The organism is Pseudoneobacillus rhizolycopersici (assembly GCF_054786815.1).
In genome coordinates this window covers 36,600-56,623 of sequence record NZ_JBTOOE010000004.1, presented here as the reverse complement: position 1 = coordinate 56,623, position 20,024 = coordinate 36,600, and the positions used below count along the sequence as shown (strand labels likewise).

The following is a 20,024-nucleotide window of genomic DNA, read 5'->3' as shown; positions in this document are numbered from 1 at the left end:
TGATTCGTCTATACTAGTTGAGTCATATAATGGGGGAGGAGAATAATCCATGAAGAAATGGCATCGAATGACGCTATCCGTTGGGTTGGCTTCATCTTTGCTCGTGCCAAGCTTTTCGCAAGCAGCCGTGAAGGAACAAACCACGACTGTCAAAAATAAGCTGACGTATGATCAAAAACTAGCAAACAACCAAAAAGATGTGTTATCTAGCGATACTTTAGTAATCAAATATCAATCCAAATTACCTGCTAATCTGCACCGCCAATCAGGTGTAAAGCTTGAGCGCTCGATTCCGTCGCTCGGCTACGACATCGTGAAGCTCTCCAAAGGGCAAAAGATGTCCGATGTAGTAAAATTTTACACACAGCAACCTAAAGTAACCAGCGTTTCACCAAGTGTTACATATCAAACCACTTCCATCGCATCCGATCCGAAGGCAACGCAAATGTACCATCTTGAGTTACTCAGCATCGATAAGGCTCAACGCCTCGCTGGCAATAACGCCGTAACAGTTGCCGTTATTGATACCGGAATGGATATTAAGCATCCCGAATTAAAGGGACGCGTCCTGCCGCCGTATAGCGTCATGAATCCGTCGCGCCAGCCGATTACCTCTGACCATGGAACCCATGTCGCTGGAATTATCGCAGCTGAAAAGGGGAACGGTGTTGGCGGATATGGGATCAATCCAAACGCTAAGATTTTACCAATTGACGTCTTTAGCGGAGGATACTACACATCCGACTATACGATTGCGGAAGGTATTCTTTATGCGATTAGTAAAAATGTCAAAGTCATCAATATGAGCTTAAGTGGCCCGATGGAATCACCAATCCTTGCCGAAGCCGTCCAAAAAGCGGTTGACGCTGGCATCACCATCGTCGCAGCGGCCGGAAACAGCTACGGTGAATCGGTTGAATACCCTGCTGCCTACGAGGGCGTCATCGCCGTCAGCTCAACAAACTGGGAAAATAAGCTCTCCAAATTCTCAAGCTACGGGGCAAACATTGACCTAGCGGCACCAGGTGAAGCGATTTACAGCTCCATCTATTATCCGCAAAAAGGCTCAACCTTTGCTGAAGCTTCAGGAACGTCCATGGCTTCTCCAGCAGTGGCCGGAGTCGTGTCGCTTCTATTATCCAAGCACCCAGACCTAAAGCCGATCGAGATTGAAGCGATTTTAAAAATGACCGCCAAAGACCTTGGTGACCTCGGCTATGACATTAAATACGGCGCTGGCTTAGTCGACCCGGTAAAGGCGATGAACTTCGACCTCAAAAATCTGCCGAAGTTCGACGTGAAAAATGATAAAGAGAAGGCTGAAGAGCTAACTGGCGATAAGAAGGAATGGAATGGCCGATTCGCCTCTGCTGGCGAAACGCACTGGTACAAGGTGAAACTCGCAAAAGGCGAGGGTACGCAAGCGTTGCTCGATGGCGCGAAAAATTTTAATTATAAAATGATCTTCGATTTCGTCCCAGATGCCGCTGATGGCAAAAAGGAGTCGTACCAAATCAACGATGCGAAGCAAGGCAAGCGCGAGGGCGGATTCTTCCAAGCGAAGGAGCCGGGTACACTCTTTGTTGGGGTGAAGGACGTTTATGGCAATTATGATAGAGCTTCAATCTACACGCTTAGCTTAACGAAGGAAAAGGAAATGAAGATTGACAACGTCACGGCAACTGAGCCAATCGTGATTACTGAGCTGCCGTTCAATAGCGGAACCGCAGTGAAGGATACGTTAACCTTTGCGGTCGACGCTGAAGCGAAGGAAGCAGACAAGGACTATTTCCGTTTCACGGTCACCGAGCCTACTACGGTAAAATTTGACTTGTCAGCCGTACCTGGTATCGATTCATCGATAGCGGTCTATTTCGAACAAGACTTCTTCATGACGCCACCACCTGATCTCCCACCAGGATATTATTGGGAAAAGCCGATGATTCAGTATGCGAATGTTAACGGTGTGAGTGAAGGGGAAAAAGTTAGTTTCGAGGCAATTCCGGAAATGACTTACTTAATCGAGGTTTCCGCCGAGCCGAAACGCGATTTCTGGTTTGAAATGATGATGGGTGGAGCGCCGAATACCGATAAGCCAGTTCCAAACTCGAATACGCCATATACGCTGAAGGCGGAAAAAGTTGTACCGGAACCGGATGAGGATGGATTCCCAGAACGAGGGCCGCGTCCAGAAGATTCCGTAACAAAAGGTGAAATGGCACCAGCAGCGTACCAAGAACTGAAACGTCGTGAATTTAAATCGGCAATGGAAAAAGCTGCCGACATGCCATACTACCGCTATATGGATGCCAATATGGTGAATATCGTGAAGGAAAAAGCATTGCCATACACGCTTGGCGGCAAGTTGGAAGGAAAAATCCAATTTGGCGGAGACGAGGATTTTTATAAATTTACGGCCGAAGCCGATACGATTTATGAGTTTGAATTAGCTAAACCAAATGGCCTTGAATTCCTGCCGGTCGTTCAAATCCTGTCCTATGATGCGAAAAATAACGACCTCGTGCCAATTTCCTATATTTGGACTTATGGCTTAATGTGGGGCGAAACCGTTGATCTAACCAGATCGATTGCGCTTGAAAAAGACAAGGAATACTACATCCGGATCATGAACGACCGTTACCAAGCTTCCGATGAGGCATATGTGGTGACTTCGCAGAAACTGATGGATGTCCCGGAAACTCAGGATTTTGATTTAAACAATGAATCACGTGCAACCGTGTTGGCACCTGGCCAGAAGGCGAAGAACCATCTGATTTATTCAACCGATACGGATTACTACTATTATAAAAACCGTGGCGACGAGGATAAGTTTTTATCCTTAACGGTTCAGCCACAAGCCTTCTCACCGGAAGAATGGGAGAAGCTCCCAGAACAGCTTCGGAACCCGTTACTCGCCTTTGCAACGATTATTGAGGATACCAATGGCAATATGAAAATTGACCCAGAGGAAGCGGGCAAAGTGACCGGAGCAGAGCCGAACCAGTACACGTTAAATACCGAAGCTTCGTTCAGAGCGAAAAAGGGCGTTGGATACTTCTTTGTATTGAACGGCTATACGATGGACGGCGATGTATCCGTTCAACCGTATGAAATTGGGCTACACAATTGGAATGTCAAGGATGAAGACGCTGGATCCGTCGTAAAGGGCAACATCCCTTCAGCACCACTGAAGATGAAGGAAATTAAAGATGGCGGTGCGGTTGTAGGCTACGAAGCATCAGGTTACTTCAACCCAGGTATCGACTTCGGTGACAAGGATTACTACTCACTGAAGCTTGACAAATATTCGAAGTTTTTGGCGGTGTTGGAGACACCAATGCATTTAGATGGCGTTCTGACCGTCTATGACGCAAAGGGCAAAAAGATGGCCCGTTTCGACAACTACGGCATGGGTGACTTCGAAATCGGCACCCTAACCCTGCCAAAAGGCCAATACTACATCGTCGTAGAAGAAGCAGGCGGCATGACCAGCCTCGAAGGCTACGCATTAACACTTGTAAAACAATAACAAACAAAAGAATGGCGGGGCCCCCAGGGCCCCGCCATTCCTTTAATGCGTTAAAGCGTGTGGGGACAGTCCCGCTGCGCTTTAACGCGGTGAAGCGCAGCGGGACAGTCCCCACATGCTTTAAAGGGCTAAAGGGTTTGTGACGGTTTTGTGAAAAAGGTAAATATGTTCGTGATTTAGGTAAATATCCTGCTAAGAGAGGTAAATAAATCTACGTTATGGGTAAATATATTGCCATTTTGAGTAAATAAAATATGGTCCAATGGTGGTTTTTACCAAAAAGAGGTCATTTAAAGCTTTTGATCTTAAGTTTTTGCTATAATAGGAGAGTACTAGATAGGGAGGTTGGCCAATTTACAATGAAAAAGAAGGTATTTTCACTTTTTTTAACTACAAGTCTCTTAATTTCTGGATTGATTTCACAAGCTACCACGACTTCTGCTGCGGAAACGCCGAGCAAAGATCCGAAAATTTACAGTGATGCAGAGGTCAAGACGATGCTACGTGAAGTCGCCACTGAAAACGGCATTCCACCGGAGATTCTCAAGGCGATAGCTTATGTCGAAAATGGAATGAAGCAATATGATGCTGCCGGTAACCCGGTTCTTAATCCAACAGACGGTGGAATCGGCATCATGCAAATAACGCTGTCCGATGAAGAGGCTACAGCCAAGGGCATCGATAAAGAAGCATTAAAGTGGAACACACGTTACAACATCGAGATTGGGGCAAAAATTTTACTCGAAAAATTTAGAAATCCCAACTTACCAAAGGTAAATGATAAAAATCCAGAGATAATTGAAAACTGGTACTTCGCCATTATGGCCTACAACGGACTCTCGAAACGCAACGACCCGACTCTAAATCCAACGACAGCCTATCAGGAAACGGTTATTAAAGCGATTCGCGACAAAAGTCTGCTGCCAATCGGTCCAACACCAAAGGTTGATATTCGTTATCCGTACCCTGATAAACCGGATCTAATGGTGTTCCCTGAAGGCGACTATAGATGGACGACCAAAACAAAATCAACGCAAATGCTGGCCCAGGGGCAAACGGCTTACACGCTAAATAATCAGCTTACTTATTCCAGACTTCGCGATAGCGTCAACGGTGCTGAAATCAAGCAGCTACCGCATTATACGCCGCTTGAAATCGTCAGCGGCCCGTATGAAGTCGACAAAGCGGATAACCATTATAATATGTACGAAGTCAATATGAACGGTGTGAAGGGCTACCTCTCATCATCGAATATCCAATCCGCTGACAAGTTAACCATTTTCAAAGATGTGGCCATCGGTGAACAAGCAAGTGCGGTCACGTATCTTCAATTGAAAAATTTAATTGCCAACACACCGGATGGTAAGTTCAATCCGAACAAGCCAATCCTGCGCCGCGAAGCTGCAACCATGCTAGTAAAAGAGCTTGGCTTAACGCTGCCTGACGGTTATAAAATGAAAGCCACTGACATGAAACCGACCGATGCCAACTACGAAGAGATGACCATCGCCGAAGCTCATGGCATCCTAGGAAAAGACGGCACGATCCGACCAACAGGTCACTTAACAAGAGCCCAGATGGCGGCAATCTTGGTGCGGGCGTACGACAAGGTTTACAACCAACCAACGACAAGCGTAAGCTTCACCGACGTCAAGAAGACCGACTGGAGCTACAATGACATTAACTCATTAGCCTTTAACAAAATTACTGTCACTGCAGGCGGAGCCTACCGTCCAAACGGCGACGTCACCAAAGCCCAATTCGCACTATTCCTCATGCGAACCATCGAAATGCGAAAATAAAAAAGCGCCGGAACTTCCCGGCGCTTTAGCACTTTAAAGCATGTGGGGACTGTCCCCTAATTTTTTAAAGTGCTAAAGGGTTGTATTTTTGGGTGTTTTTTGCAGATGATATGTGTATAGGAAAAGGAAGGCTGGTGCCCTGGTGGCACCAGCCTTCTATAACTAGAAAAGGTCGCTTTGGTTTGGCGTTAGAGGGGGTTAGCTGATAAATCAAATCCACCCTCCTAAACACCATTTGTTCTTACTATATAAATAGTAGAAACTCGATTCAATTACACACAACCCTGCCCAAATCCCCACAAAAAAAGCCGAGCACCCAACCCGGGCACCCAGCCAATCACCATTAACTCAAAATCCCAATCTACATCTCAAATAATACCCGATACAAAAACGTCGCATATTGTGCGCGCGTCACTTCTTCACGAGGCTTGAACGATCCATCTCCACCCGGAACGGCCACACCGGAGGCTACCAACCGACGAATTGCTCCATACGAAGGGTCGCTCGCCGAAACATCGCTCAACGATACCTCGCGCACTGAAGCCGCATTGGCTTTCAACTTAAAAGCCTTGTCAAACATCAGCGCCACATCCTCGCGCTTGACGACCGCATCAGGACGAAACGGACCTTCCGCCGCGACAATGCCTTCTTTCACCAACGCATTCACCGCACCGACCGCCCAGTGGCCACTCGGCACATCCTTAAACACTTGCTTGCGGTTCGCTAAATTCAATTCCAACGCTACAGCCAACAATGCCGCCATGTCGGCACGGGTCATTTTTTCCTCAGGTAAAAAATAACTATCCTCATAACCCACAACTAACTCTGCGCGCCCGAGTTTTGAAACAGCCTCAAATGCCCAGTGCGACTTCTTTATATCCTGGAAACTGCCGGCATCCAACTCATAATCCAACACCCGCGTCGCCCCGACATATTTCTTCCCCCAATAGAACGGGTCATTTAGTAAATTAATCGAAACACCCTTGCCATCTTGTGAGTGAATAAACTCATTGTTTCCTATATATATACCTACATGAGAGATATCATTTCCATATGTATTAAAAAAAACTAAGTCACCGACACGCAAGTCAGCGCGTTTCACCGAACTACCGACCTTCGCCATATCGCGAGAAATGCGTGGTAGCTTCATATTCAATTGATCGAAAACATAAGTGACGTATCCTGAACAATCAAAACCGCTCGGCTGCGTGCCGCCCCAAGCGTATGGAACACCGATAAACTTCTTCGCAATTGGGACCAATTGATCATAATTCACGGGAGTTTCGCCCGTGCTTTTCGCAAAAGTTATTTTTTCAAAGAAAAAAATACAAAAAAGTGAAACCAAAATCAAAGTCGTTCGTCTAATCATTTAGGAAAACCACCTCACACCATGTCTCTTCATAGAAAACTTTATCATATTTTGTAGAATTGTAGTTTTACAATTCTGTAACAAAATAGTAAGAAAAATAGTAATAATATGAAAAAAAGAGACATATGATTAAGATGTTGAGGAAAAAATCCAGGAAATAATGAAAAATCCTTGCTATTTTTGACAGTTTTTGTAGAATAGTAGGTAGGCAGTTACGAATTTTATAGATATAACATGTCTTTCTAACGAACTGGTAATATAATCCCAGTCGTAAATCGTTGACATTGTTTCTACAAGATTCTATACTAGTATTTGTAATTGTTAAAAACAGAGTTTGAGAGAACGCGAGAAATCAAGACTCTCATATAAACTCAGTTAAATATTTAGCTTAATTAAGAGGAGGAAATAAAGTAATGGCTTACCAACCAAAGTCTTACCGTAAGTTCCTAACTGGAACTATCTCTGCTGCTGTTGTAGCATCTGCTATCGCACCTGTTGCTTCTGCTGCAGAAGTAAAATTCACTGACCTTGCTGGTCAAGATCAAGAAACACTTGATGCAATCACTGCATTAGTTGGATTAAATGTAATCCAAGGTTACCAAGATGGCACTTTCAAGCCAAACCAAACAATCACTCGCGGTCAAGCTGCTGAGATGACTGTTAAAGCTCTTAAGTTAACTCCAAAAGCTACTCCAGCTGGAAACGTTTTTGAAGACTTAACTGCAAAGAGCTACTACTCTCCATATGCAGAAGCATTAGTTGATGCAAAAGTTATCCCTGCTGGTGGAAAATTTGCTGCAGCAACTCCAATGACTCGCGGAGACATGGCTTTAGCTTTAGTAGCTGGTTTCGGTCTTAAAGACAACGGCAAAGCTGTTGAAGTTAAAGACATCGCTGATCTTTCAGCTGAAGCACAAGCTGCTATCAAAATTCTTGCTCAACACGAATTAACAAAATTACAGGATGGCAACTTCAATCCTAAAGATGCTGTTAAACGTTCTCAATTCGCTTTATTCTTCAACCGTACAGTTACACTTGTTGCTCAAGCACAAGGTGAACTTAAAGTTGAAGCTGCAAAAGCTGTTGACGTTAACAAAATCGAAGTTAAATACAACAAAGCTCTTCCTACAGATGCAGTTGTAGAATTGAAGAAAGGCCTAGTTCCTTACAACACTAAAGCTACTTACAGTGAAGATAGAAAAACTGTAACTTTAGAAAGCTCATTCAACCTACCAGCTGGTGAGTACCAAGTTACTACAACTGGTGTAAAAGATGCTGCTAAAGTTGAAGTGAAAGCTGAAACTGCAACAACTTTAACAATCGATTCAACTGGTGTTGAAAAGAAAGACGGAGCTGCATTAAACATCACATTAGCTAACCAATATGGTAAGAAAATGACTTTAAACCGTGCAGACTTCACAATCACAGCATTCAACGCTACTAAAGGTGAAGCTGTATCAGTAGCTGCTGATAAATTCACTTTAGACCTTGCAAAAGCTGCTAAAGATGACAAAGTTGTTATCGCAATTGCTTACAAAACAGGTCTAAACGTATCTGCAACTCTTCCTGTTATCAACGAAGTAGCAAGTGCTACATTCGCATTTGGTGAAGTTGTTCTTCCAAAAGATCAAGTTCGTATTTACGATGGCGACAAAAATGTACAAATTAAGTACAACTTGTTAGACCAATATGGAAAAGAAATTAAGTTAACTGCTGACCAAACTACTAAGAAATTAGTTGATGGAAAAGAAGTAGTTGTTCCAACAATTAGCGGTGTTACTTTCGTTTCAACTAACTCAAAAGTTCTTGATGTCGCAAATATTACGACTGACAAAGAAGGTAACTTATTATTTGTTGCTGGTGAAAAAGGAACTGCTACATTAACTGCATTAGTTGCGGCAACTGGAAGCACTTCTCAAATTACTATTGAAGTTGCTAACAAAGCTTCTGTAAACACATTCAAAATTGCAGCTCCTGCTAGCCTAGTAGTAGCTGATGAAGACGTAGTAATTCCATTTGAAGCAGTCGACCAATTTGGTGGTCAAATCTTAGGTAAAGATATTACTAATACTGAAAGAAAAAATATTACTTTTGCATCTTCTAACGATACTATTGTTAGCAATAGTGACTTCCGTTGGAACAGCAAGAACGAATTAGTGTTAAAAGCTAAGAAGGCTGGAAGTGTAACTGTTTATGTTTACGCAAACAACGTGTTACAAAACAGCATTTCACTAACAATTCAAGAGAAAGCTGTTGCTACTAGAATTACTGGTGTTAAAAACTTACCATTATTATTCGAAGCTAGCACAAACGCTAAAGCTAACTTCTCTTTCAGCAACCTAACAGTTGTTGACCAATACAACAGAGCTTACACTTTAGATGGTGAAACTATCGTTGTTGAGGCGAAAGACAAAAAAGCAGATGTTATCACTTTAAACACAGACAAAAACTCTGTAGAATTAAAAACTGGTGAAACAGCTTCATTTGCTGGAACTGCAACTGCTGGCAGCGAAGACTTCATCGTATCTATCAAAGGTGTAACTGGTTCTGCACACACTATCTCTATGGGTACTGTTAAAACTGCAGACATCACAACTTATGAATTAACTGCTCCTGCAGCAATCAAAGTTGATGCAGACCCTAAATACGTTGGAACATTAAAGTTAGTTGGTAAAACTTCTAACGGTTCATCAGTAAACCTTGCTACTGGTAAAGTAACTCACTCTACTACAAGTAACGATGTTGTTGCAGAATCAAATGGTCTAAAAGTAACTGGTAAGAAAGCTGGTACTGCTGTAATTGGAGTATGGAACGGCGCAACTAAGCTTGCTGAAGTAACTGTAACGGTTTCTGAAGCTGCTGCTGTACCTACTACAGTTTCATTCGATGCTGATGCTTCTTACACAGTTAAAGTTGGCGAAAAACTTAACTTAGCTGCTGCATTAGAAGTACTTGATCAATATGGTGTTGATATTACAGCTCCTAAGACAGGTTTCTGGACTACAACTGACAAAGAAAAGGCTACTGTAGTTACTGGTAACGAAGCTGATGCTGGTACTGTAACTGGTGTTGCTGCTGGTGACGTAACAATCGGTTATGTAACTTCAAACGGTTTAGTTGTAACTGTTAAAGTTACTGTAACAGCTGCTCCTGTAGCACCTTAATAAATAGATTCTAAATCAATTAGAAAAACTCTAGAGAGCAATCTCTAGAGTTTTTTTATGTAAAATTCCCCAAACACCGTGTACCATCCCCAATTGTATTCCCCTTCCCCATTTATGCTATAATGATAAAAACTGAACACTTACTATTGGAGGATATATTTTGGAAAAGGCTGTCATCGATTTTAATTCCGATAAAATTAACTATAAAGAAGAGAATAATACGCTAATCATCGAATTTCTTCAAGAAAATCAGAAACCCTATTATACTGGCACGGCTAGTAAAAATACGATTGAAATTGATTTGAAAAATCACCTATCAGACGTTGGAACCGTGGCTATCACGGATAGTATCCTGCCATCGGCTTCAAATGAGGACGTCAATCAAATTAAATTTATGAGGATTTCACCAAATGAGCAGTCCAAAATGACCTTGACGATTGACCGGATCATCAATAACAAAATGACACTTAGCTTTTTGGTTGTGAATAACACAGAACATGAGCTAAGCTTTGAAAACATTCCATACACGATCTTGACGAAATCGGGAGAAACCATCTATAAATCCCAGCTCAAAGACAAATATGAGATCAAAGCCAAGTCCTACAGTGTATTTAAAATCAATATCGAGCAAGAAGAAGATTTCATCATTCCATATGAAGGCTACCAAATCCTCTTTACAAACTAAACAAGACAGGCTGTGATCCAGAATCACGGCCTTTTCTTTTTACTAAACCACCACCCCACCAAACCCCGTGACAAATATCATTGACTACTAACTGGATATAAATTACCATATAATTTGTAATAGTTTACATTTTTGGAATATTGTTAGTACAAGAGAGGGGGAGCTCTTCTTTCACTATCAGTCTGGAAAAAAATCCAAAACACACAGGAATAAAAGGAGGTAGGAAATCATCAAAAGTCGAAGTCGCTTTATCCATGTATTACTGGCATTTCTATTAGTGTTCACATCGTTTGCACCGACGATAGCCGGCGCAGCGTCAGCCGAACAAAGAAACTATAATCTTGAAATTCCCGAAGGCTATGATTTCGCCTATGGAACGGTGATAGCTCATAACCTAGTATCAGGGCAATCGTACGAGGGTGTGGTTATGCAATCACAAGTGACGTTTAACCGGTTACCGCTTGGAGTTAACGCAACCTATGGGGTCGAAGCTTTCATCACCTATGGAAAAAATGCGGATGCAACCGACATCTTAACCTATTACGATTATCAAGAGTTATCAGGAAGTGAACTGGCGCAACTAGAAACGTTTACAATTGCGGAAAATGCGAAAATACTAACGGTTGACCGCAGTAGTATTCCGTTAGAGTCAAACTATTCACTGAAACTCATACCGAAGAATAATGTCGGAGTTAATAGTTACATACAGGCTTCTAAAATCCTAACCTCTGAGGATTCATTAAACATCATGGTGACGGGGCAAAACCAATCACAGCAGCAGTATTTAATTCATACCTCAATCGGGACGAATACAACCGATCCGATTAGCTTTGCGGATGCTTTTACACAGGCTATTCCGTTCTCCTTCGAAATGGGCGACGCAACGATCAATAACATTCAACTAACGTCTAACGCCTATTCAGCTTATGTTGGAGTCAACGTGCCTTATAATGGCCCTTTATATGTGACACCTGGGGACTATAAAATTAATTTTCATACAACAGCTTCATTACAAAATGGAACCTTTTATGGTTGGTGGTATAAGCCAAGTATCGTGATTGATAAGGCAACAACAATAGAGGCGCCACTAGTGCCGAATGAAGTCAATATTAAAGGGATCAATTGGAACTCTTATGGCGAAGGTCATGGCGGTGCAGTGACAGTCGAATACTCCAATAATGGCTACATTTTAAGTAGTAGTAGTGGAAATGTCATTTCCGCACAGTTGGACATTGTTGATCCAAATGAGCAGCAGGTTTATTCCAATAGGTCCTCGTTTTTATCCAATCCTGGTTTTTGGTTTAACGAGAGCTTTAGTGGAGTAGGAACGATGAATCTCACGCTATATAATGGTGGAGAAGAACTAGCGAGGACAAGTAAGAGTTTCGAGCTCCAAGATCAAACCGACACCAATATCCATGGGGTGGTCGTGACAGCCGAAGCGCAACCAGGGTTGCCATTAACGGATGGATATGTTTACGTCCTGGAACGCGTAAATCAAGATATGTACGCCAATTACGAGGAAAACTATTATTACGTGAGCTCTATGTTCGAAGCACCGATACAAGAGGTGGATGGGGCATATGAGGCATTTATTCCAAATGCTCTCTTAATAGCGGGTCGTGAATATGAGGTTGTCGTGGATGGCTACAATGCCCAGGATGAAAAAATTTACTACCACAGCTCTATAAAGGCTGATTCTTTATCGACAATCGATTTTAAAGCAGACCAGTTAACAGAGCTAACACTTCAGACGAACAAATCGGTTGAGGTAGGTCGTGCAGGTCTAGTGGTTGTCGATGCAGAATCGAAGAACTACTTGTCTTGGCCGTTACACGTGAATCCGAACGAAAAGGTCTATATTTCGACTAATAAGCATGTGGTGGCCAATGCGCAGTTGATCGATACCGATCAGGATACCGGTTATTATTATTCCCAGCTCCTTACTTTTGACGATAATAAAACCAAAACGATCAACTTGGATGAATTAGACCAAGAGTTAATCAAATTGGAAGCCCCAAAAGGCTATGAGGATGCGAAAATTGGTATCGGAAAGTTATGGTGGATCCCACAGAAAGCATCGACCTATTATGTAACCGATTTTTCAAAGATCCCAATGGGCAAAAGCTTCGATTTAGATATCGATATACATGCCAACGGATTTCTCTATCAATTGCAAAAATACGTGTATGATATCAATGGGTTGAATAACTTGGAAGAGGACATCAAGCAACCTTTCGACGGTGGGCTTTATTTTCAGTATATCAATCCAGAAACGAATGAGGCTTCGTATTATACATCGTACCAAAATGACAGAGATATCTATTTAGAGAACGTTGAACTTGATTATCCTGCTCCGGTAAGTGACGACATGTATTTTAATGTCATGGGTTCAGATGGGAAAATCAAGAAGATGAAGATAGGGGAAGATGGCAGATATTCAGCCGTTCATGAACTGACAAATGTTTCAACAGATTCCCTATTAAACTATCAAATTTATCAAAATCAAGTGGCCATCGGTGATGTTATACCGACAAACTTGGTGCATAATGTGAAGTTCGTCCACCCCGAGCAAAAAGGTCAATACCAGCTCGTGCTGGAAGAACAATTATTTCCGAATAACGTCGTGACCCTTCACATGAATCGTTCTTTTGAAGTGGGCAGCAACACGTCAAATATGAAACAGCTTACACTTTCTTACTCGAATAGCGATTATCGTTTAAATAACAATTTGAACGTAAAGCTAGTAGAAGTGAGTAAGCAAGATGGTCAGAGCTACCGTGGCAGTGAATTTTATCTGAATCCTACCAATATCCCAGGTCAGTATGCAATAGGGGCACCGATTAAGCCGGATGCGGAATACTACTTGGTTGTGAATGGTAGTGTGCAAGGACCATATGAATCCACGGGCCTATTGGCTTATGAAAAAATGACAGGGGCAGAATTCCTAGCGTTATCAGAGTATGTCATTAACCATGAAGAACTAGCGGCCATCAGCTTTGTGAATGAGACAAAAGCGAAGGAAGATGTTCGAAACAGACTGTTGGTAACGTTGGAAGATCAAGTGACCCAAACGGTAAGCTTATATGGAAACACCAAAAATGCGATGCTTGTCACACTAGGCACGTATGAGCCGATTTTAGAAGGAATGAACGGCAGTGATGCCTACTCTTATAAGTATCCTAAGCAAAATATAACCAAGGCAAAAACGATTAAATTAACAGATATCCCAACCGTGACGATCAATGTCGAAAAAAATGGCCAGGAAATTCCGTTTAAAGGATTTGGCGTCATTTATGGAAATATCGGCTATCATAACGAAATCGATTACCGGTACCAAAAAAGAGTGCTTCGCCAGCTTCATATGACGCCGGGTGAGACCAGTCTAATCATGAGTATCGTTGGAATCGAAGAGAACGATACGCCATGGCTTTACAGTTTATACACCGATCGCCGTGACTTTAAGTCCAATACCACCCTACAATTTACAGGTGAATTTACTGGACAGGAAGCCTATTACTATGACCATCGTGCCGATGAAGGTTACTTTTACATCAATGGTCGTGCCGATTTCAGATCAGGAGATTTCACTTTAACTCGAGTAGCTGTAGCCAAAGTGGACAATTACAGAGGTTATAACGAAATCGCGCAATCGTCACAACCCATTCGTGATTATGGCGATAAATTCACTCGATTCGAGTATTTAAATGGAATCATTCGTATTACCGATGAGAGTGGAAAAGAGGTCCATAAAGCAGAAGCGAATCAAAATGTCGGTTATTTTTACTATTATAAAAAATTAGCACCAGGCAAATACACATTATCGTACGAAATGCCAGTAGGTCCAATGAAATCAGCGACCTACAGCAAAGTCTTCGACGTTATCGAAGCGAACAATCCGTTTGTGACGTTACAGGCACCAGCAAACAACAGCGTCACAACCAACAAAACCATCACTGTATCTGGTAAATCCAATCCAGACGTTACAGTAACAGTAAAAGCGTTCCAAGAGGGCACAACAACGCTTGTCACGCAACAAAATGTGGTAACGAACGACGAAGGCGATTTCACGACAACATTAAATGTTGCCAATGACGGTGCTTACGACCTAATCGGCTACCAAGGTGACGTTCAATCAAATAAAGTGACCATCACCGTCGATTCAACACCACCAGCGTCGCCAACAAACGTAAAGGTCGAGCAAGTTTCCAATACGTTGAAGGTTAGCTGGGATGTAATAAGTGATGCGGCTTCCTATAAAGTCGAAATGGCCATCGGCAACGAGCCATTCCAAACGGTTGCAGAAGCAGTCACAACGAACGAGTACGTTCACCAAACCATCCAACCGGCAACAACGTACAAGTTTAGAATTACCGCGAAGGATGCGGCTGGCAACGTTTCAGCACCTTCTACGACAATCAGCTTCACCACATCATCATTTGTGGCAACAAAGCTGGATGTAGTTGGAGCGAAGAGCATCTTTAATCTTTATAAAATCGATCAAGAACTTGCCATCGGATTAGAAGGCTCTTACCAATCTGGCTACACAGCGAAAGCGCTAGTCATCTACGAAGAAAATGGCGCAGCAGCAACGAAAGAAGTCGCTCTAACGTATAACGAAGAGACAAAATCCTACCAAGGTAAATTCCTCATCACCGAGGGAATCGCCAAAATCAACAAAGTCGAAGGCTGGATTGTTTCTGACCAAGCGGAAGAAACCAATAAGCTGACAAAGGAGGTTAATACCGTTGTAGGTGCCACCATCACCGGTCAAGTGACCGAAGCTGGCGATGACCTGACAACGAAGGCGATTGTCCGTTTAGTCGGTTCTAGAACCATCAGCATCGATACCGATGGGAAAGGTCATTTTAGTGGGGAAGGACTTCCACAAGGTGACTATTCCGTGAATGTCATTTACGGTGGTAAAACGTTCTATAACGTCTTAACAAACAAAATCACCTTGGCAAACGGTCTAAATAAGGACCTTCAACAGGGAATTTCTCTACCCCTGTACCGTGACGTGACCTTGAAATTTGTCGAAAAAGGCACGGAACAAACACCAACTCGTCAATTGAATGCTCAAGTGTATAACAATGCCGGTTATATCCAGTATGGGTATATCAATGACCAAGGTTACTTCTCCACTTGGGGCAATGTGACAACGCTAAAAGGGTTGGCCACTGGGGAATACCATGTAAAGGTATCACGTCAAGGTCTATACAAAGATACGACGGCCACCTTTACGGTTACAAAAGATAGTACGAATCCAATTGTCTTAGAAGTAGATAAGATGACTAACGAAGCTTCAACAGTATCGCTGCAGTTTACAAATGAAAACCTAGAGTCAATTGACTATGTTTCATTAGTAAGCTGGAGTACGTACTACAATAATGATTATAGTGCAGCTGGTTACTATTCTTATCATTATGAAGATTTACAGGATGGCGCATTATCAATTCCAGATGTCGTTCATGCCGATGATTATCAACTGAACATCTATAAAGATGGCTACCGTCAATACCGTCAATATCCTGTTACCATTGATTCAACGACCCAAACATTACAAATCACTCTAGATGAAGGCCGTACCATCACAGGTAAAATTGTCGACGGGAATGGAAAAGAGATTTCAGGTGCGCAAATCAGTGCCTATAGCAATACGAGCTATGGGAACGGCACGTCCAATCAAGATGGAGGCTTCGAATTAAAGGGTCTCGACAGTAATGAAAAAGTGACACTGAATGTGTCGAATCCAAATTATTTGCGTTTTGATCGCACATATGATCCAACCGAACTAGAGAATGACGTAGAAATCGTATTAAACAAGGCGTCATTCGTTCACGGTAAAGTTGTCGATAAAAACAACAAGCCAATGAAATTCGTATCCGTTTATGTCTACGAGCCAGTCGCAGAAGGCAGCAACGAGAAGCTTGGTAACTACAAGGCTTGGGCAAGAACCGGTTCTGACGGTTATTTCAAGATTTCTGGTCTGGCAGAAGGACAATATGATTTACAAATCAGCAACAATCAGCTTCCTGAGCTTATCGAACGCAATGTTCCTACGGAAACAGATGGCTTAATGTACATTCTTCAGGAAAAAGGGCAAGGTAGCTTTGTTGGCGAAGGAAACAGCTTAAAGGCTTCCAAGCAAACCGTTGTTCCAGGAAAGACAATCTCTTACGTTCTTTCTTATAAAAATAACGGCACCGCTGACGAGACCAATGTTCCACTTCAGGTAAATCTGCCGGCACATGTGAAGGTCCTATCTGATACCGTTCAATTGAATGGTCAAAAGGTAGCCTGGAATAATGGAGCGATTACAGTTGACGCAGTGGCAAAAGGAAAAGGCGGCACGCTGAAGTTTGAAGCAGAAGTGCTCCAAACATCCGAAAGCCTCGTGCAAGCAACAGCAACAATCAATGATTCAGCAGAAAAGAGAGCGGAAGTGTTAAGTGCGGTAACGAATATCCTCTTCGTCACCATCAATGCACCAACCCAAACCGCGACAAAGAAAATCAAAGTATACGGTAATGCGAAAACCGGTTCAGCGGTTGAAGTTTACGCGAACGGAACATTAGTATCAACCGTCCAGGTCGAAGGACGCTGGTGGTTCGCGGACATCACATTACCTGTGAAGGACGCAACAGCAGAAGAAAGCTTTACGCTTGTAGCGAAAGTATTAGACGGAACAGAATCGGTTACATCTGAAAAAGTAGCCGTCAAGTATTCACCAAGCATTCCGCAAATTGAAGACTTAACGGTGTATGCGGGGTGGAACGGCAATGTGAAAATTAACCCTTACACAGGATTAGCGACATTCGCCGTCACAGAAAAAACACCACTCGATACAACTGTCGACTTTAATGAAGCGATTGATTCCGCATCGATTACGTTCTTAGGTGAAACGTATGACATGATCGCATCGGCTGATAAGAAGAAGTTTACCTTTGACGGTCGTCGTCTTGGAGACTGGAGCTCTTATGGTGAGCAGTTGCTGGAGTTAACGTTCAAGAAGGGTGATATCACGATTACGCTTCCAATCATGGAAATCATCGTGTTAATCGATCCATCCGGCTTTGTGTTTGAAGGAAGCATGGATCAACCATTAGCAGGCGTTACGGCTGTGGTCGAGCAGCTGGTGAATGGCGAATGGGTGAAATGGAATGCCGAATTCTTCGGTCAAGTGAACCCACAAACCACAGATGAAAATGGTCGTTATGGTTGGGATGTGATCCAAGGTGACTGGCGTGTTATTTTCACCAAGGACGGCTATGAGCCTTATATCTCCCGTATTGTGACAGTACCACCACCGGAAACACAATTAAATGTACCGATGGTTCGCACTACCGATCCAAGAGTAACAAGCATAACACCTGCGGCGAACAGCACGGTGGAAAGCAATGCAGCGATTTCGGTAACCTTTGACCGGTTAATGAGTACCGCTGATAAAGCAGCAAATCTAAAGCTTTATAAAATCAGTGGCAACGAGCGCACCATCGTTCCAGGTACGGTCCATGCAACCGAAGTTAATGGCTATAAGCAAACTGACGGCGCTACAGGATTCTTTGAAGAAGACAGCACGAAAAAATTAGCGAAGACGTTTACATTTGTACCAAACTCAGCACTTGAAGCGGGAGCAACGTATGAGCTTGAAGTCAGCGACAAGTTTGCTGATTATGGGGGCAAACAGTTGGGTGAAACAGAGCTACAACGTTTCACGGTTAAAACGGTTACACCACCACCTGGAGGAGATAATGGTGGTGGAGGCGGTGGCGGAATCGTCATCCCAATCCCGACTCCAACTCCAAATCCAACAGAGCCGGTTGTCACAAATGGCGTAATGGAATTGACTGACAAGTGGGTAACTGTCAAGGACAATAAAGGCACAGTCAATGAAGAGGCTGTTCTAGCTGCAATCAACAAAGCAACAGCGCTTGAGAAAATCGTCATCAAGGCAAATGTTAGCGATGTGGCTATCTCCGCTAAGTTAGTGAAGGCTTTAGCTGATAAAAATAACAAGGCGATGATTGTTATTGAAAATGAACTTGGTTCGCTTACGTTACCAGTTTCAGCTCTAGACGTAGCGGATATCAATGTAAGTATCGTGAAATCAGCACGCAGTTTCTTGGAAAAAGGTGTGGCGGTTCTTAGCTCGCCAGTTGACTTCCTCGTGACGGCAACGGTTGATGGTAAAACAAAAGCTGTCACAACGTTCAAAGGTTTTGTTGAAAGAACAATTGCCCTGAACGAAGCGGCTAATGCATCGAAAGCGACGGCAGTGAAGTTAACAGATGCTGGATTTGTCGGAGTACCAACTGTATTCAGTGGGAAAACAGCAACCATCCGCAGCAATACACTTGGCACTTATGTCGTCGTTCAAGGAGAGCGCACGTTCGAAGATGTCAACAATGGCAAGAACTGGGCTGAAAGCTATATTGAAACACTAGCATCGAAATATATCATTAAAGGAAAGAGCGAAACGATTTATGGTCCTAGTGAGGGAATGACGCGTAGCCAGTTTGCGATTCTAATCGCTCGTGCCCTTGGCTTAACCCCAAGTGGCGAATATAAAGGTCAATTCAAGGATATTTCGGTGGAGCAAGGCGCTGGCGATTATGCAGTAGTGATTGCAGCCTACGAAGCAGGAATTATCCAAGGCAGACCGGACGGCACTTTTGGTCCAAATGCAACCATCACTAGAACGCAAGCGGCCGCAATGCTAGCAAGAGCAATGAAACTTGTCGGCTATGAGGCAAGCAAGCTAAATGGTTCTAAAAAGGTAGCAGACTTTAAAGATGGTGCTAAGGTTCAAGAGTGGGCTGTGGCTGACATCGAGTTAATCGTTCAAGCAGGCATCATGAGCGGTAACGAAGAAGGCAACCTAAATCCAAACCATCCAACCAAACGTGATCAAATGGCGAAAATGCTCGCTGAGTTCCTCGTGTTTGTTGGGCTAATGAATAAGTAAATAGAATGGGAAGAAGCCAAGTCTCACTTTTGAGGTCTTGGCTTCTTTGCTTTTTATGAAAATGAAGCAATCTAAAGATTTTTTGTTGAAAAAGGTAGCATTTTTTGATTTTTTGCTAGTTTTTGAACAGGTTTTCAAGATTAATGAGCATTTTTTAGTAAAACCATTTCTTTTGTTAAAGGGAGCTTGCAGGATATGCCCAACTTTTAGCAGATATGCCCGACTTTTGTCACTTATGTCCAACTAAAAAATTTTATTTCCAACTTTTCAGGACTTATTTCCAACTTTGAAAATATATGCCCAACTTTTCGATACATATGACCAAATTTGTCCCGATATGCCCGACTTTGTCCCGATATGTCCAACTTTCAACAGCCATCTAGCATTCGCCAAGGCCAGAATTCACGTGAAAATACTACCATAATTTGGTATAGTACTAATTTCCTAGAATTTTTACTCTTTACGAAAGATTTACACAAATAGATATGGTAATTTAGTAGAATATTA

The 20,024-nt window shown here is 42.8% G+C and carries 6 protein-coding genes; 5 read left to right on the top strand and 1 reads right to left on the bottom strand.

Going from position 1 to position 20,024, the window contains the following annotated elements; all coding sequences use genetic code 11:
• Positions 1-49 precede the first annotated feature (49 nt).
• Together ACX9YW_RS06020 and ACX9YW_RS06015 are read left to right on the top strand one after the other, a co-directional pair.
• On the top strand, positions 50-3,529 hold the full coding sequence (locus ACX9YW_RS06020) for a S8 family peptidase (protein ID WP_460343347.1): 3,480 nt from the start codon (positions 50-52) through the stop codon (positions 3,527-3,529).
• Between the two features lie 254 nt (positions 3,530-3,783).
• Positions 3,784-5,331 carry an S-layer homology domain-containing protein gene (locus tag ACX9YW_RS06015; RefSeq protein WP_460343344.1) on the top strand — a complete coding sequence of 516 codons (1,548 nt, stop codon included), beginning with the start codon at positions 3,784-3,786 and terminating at the stop codon, positions 5,329-5,331.
• Positions 5,332-5,692: 361 nt separating this feature from the next.
• Here ACX9YW_RS06015 and ACX9YW_RS06010 read toward each other — a convergent pair whose 3' ends face one another.
• The gene (locus ACX9YW_RS06010; protein ID WP_460343341.1) at positions 5,693-6,700 is read right to left on the bottom strand and encodes a C40 family peptidase; all 1,008 of its coding nucleotides are present in this window, start codon (positions 6,698-6,700) and stop codon (positions 5,693-5,695) included.
• Between the two features lie 413 nt (positions 6,701-7,113).
• Here ACX9YW_RS06010 and ACX9YW_RS06005 point away from each other — a divergent pair, with 413 nt between their 5' ends.
• The 3 genes from ACX9YW_RS06005 (at position 7,114) to ACX9YW_RS05995 (ending at position 19,517) form a co-directional block, all read left to right on the top strand.
• Entirely contained in the window at positions 7,114-9,864 is a 2,751-nt protein-coding gene (locus ACX9YW_RS06005) for an S-layer homology domain-containing protein (protein WP_460343338.1), read from the top strand.
• Between the two features lie 160 nt (positions 9,865-10,024).
• Positions 10,025-10,549 (top strand): hypothetical protein, encoded by a 525-nt coding sequence (locus tag ACX9YW_RS06000; protein WP_460343335.1) that lies wholly within the window; start codon positions 10,025-10,027, stop codon positions 10,547-10,549.
• A 277-nt stretch (positions 10,550-10,826) separates the two neighbouring features.
• The gene (locus ACX9YW_RS05995; RefSeq protein ID WP_460343332.1) at positions 10,827-19,517 is read left to right on the top strand and encodes an S-layer homology domain-containing protein; all 8,691 of its coding nucleotides are present in this window, start codon (positions 10,827-10,829) and stop codon (positions 19,515-19,517) included.
• The last annotated feature ends 507 nt before the right edge of the window (positions 19,518-20,024 follow it).

What these genes read in the sequence shown, in the direction of transcription:
- ACX9YW_RS06020 (WP_460343347.1), top strand. Translation starts at nt 50, where the DNA reads ATGAAGAAATGGCATCGAATGACGCTATCCGTTGGGTTGGCTTCATCT.
- ACX9YW_RS06015 (WP_460343344.1), top strand. Translation starts at nt 3,784, where the DNA reads ATGGTCCAATGGTGGTTTTTACCAAAAAGAGGTCATTTAAAGCTTTTG.
- ACX9YW_RS06010 (WP_460343341.1), bottom strand. Translation starts at nt 6,700, where the DNA reads ATGATTAGACGAACGACTTTGATTTTGGTTTCACTTTTTTGTATTTTT.
- ACX9YW_RS06005 (WP_460343338.1), top strand. Translation starts at nt 7,114, where the DNA reads ATGGCTTACCAACCAAAGTCTTACCGTAAGTTCCTAACTGGAACTATC.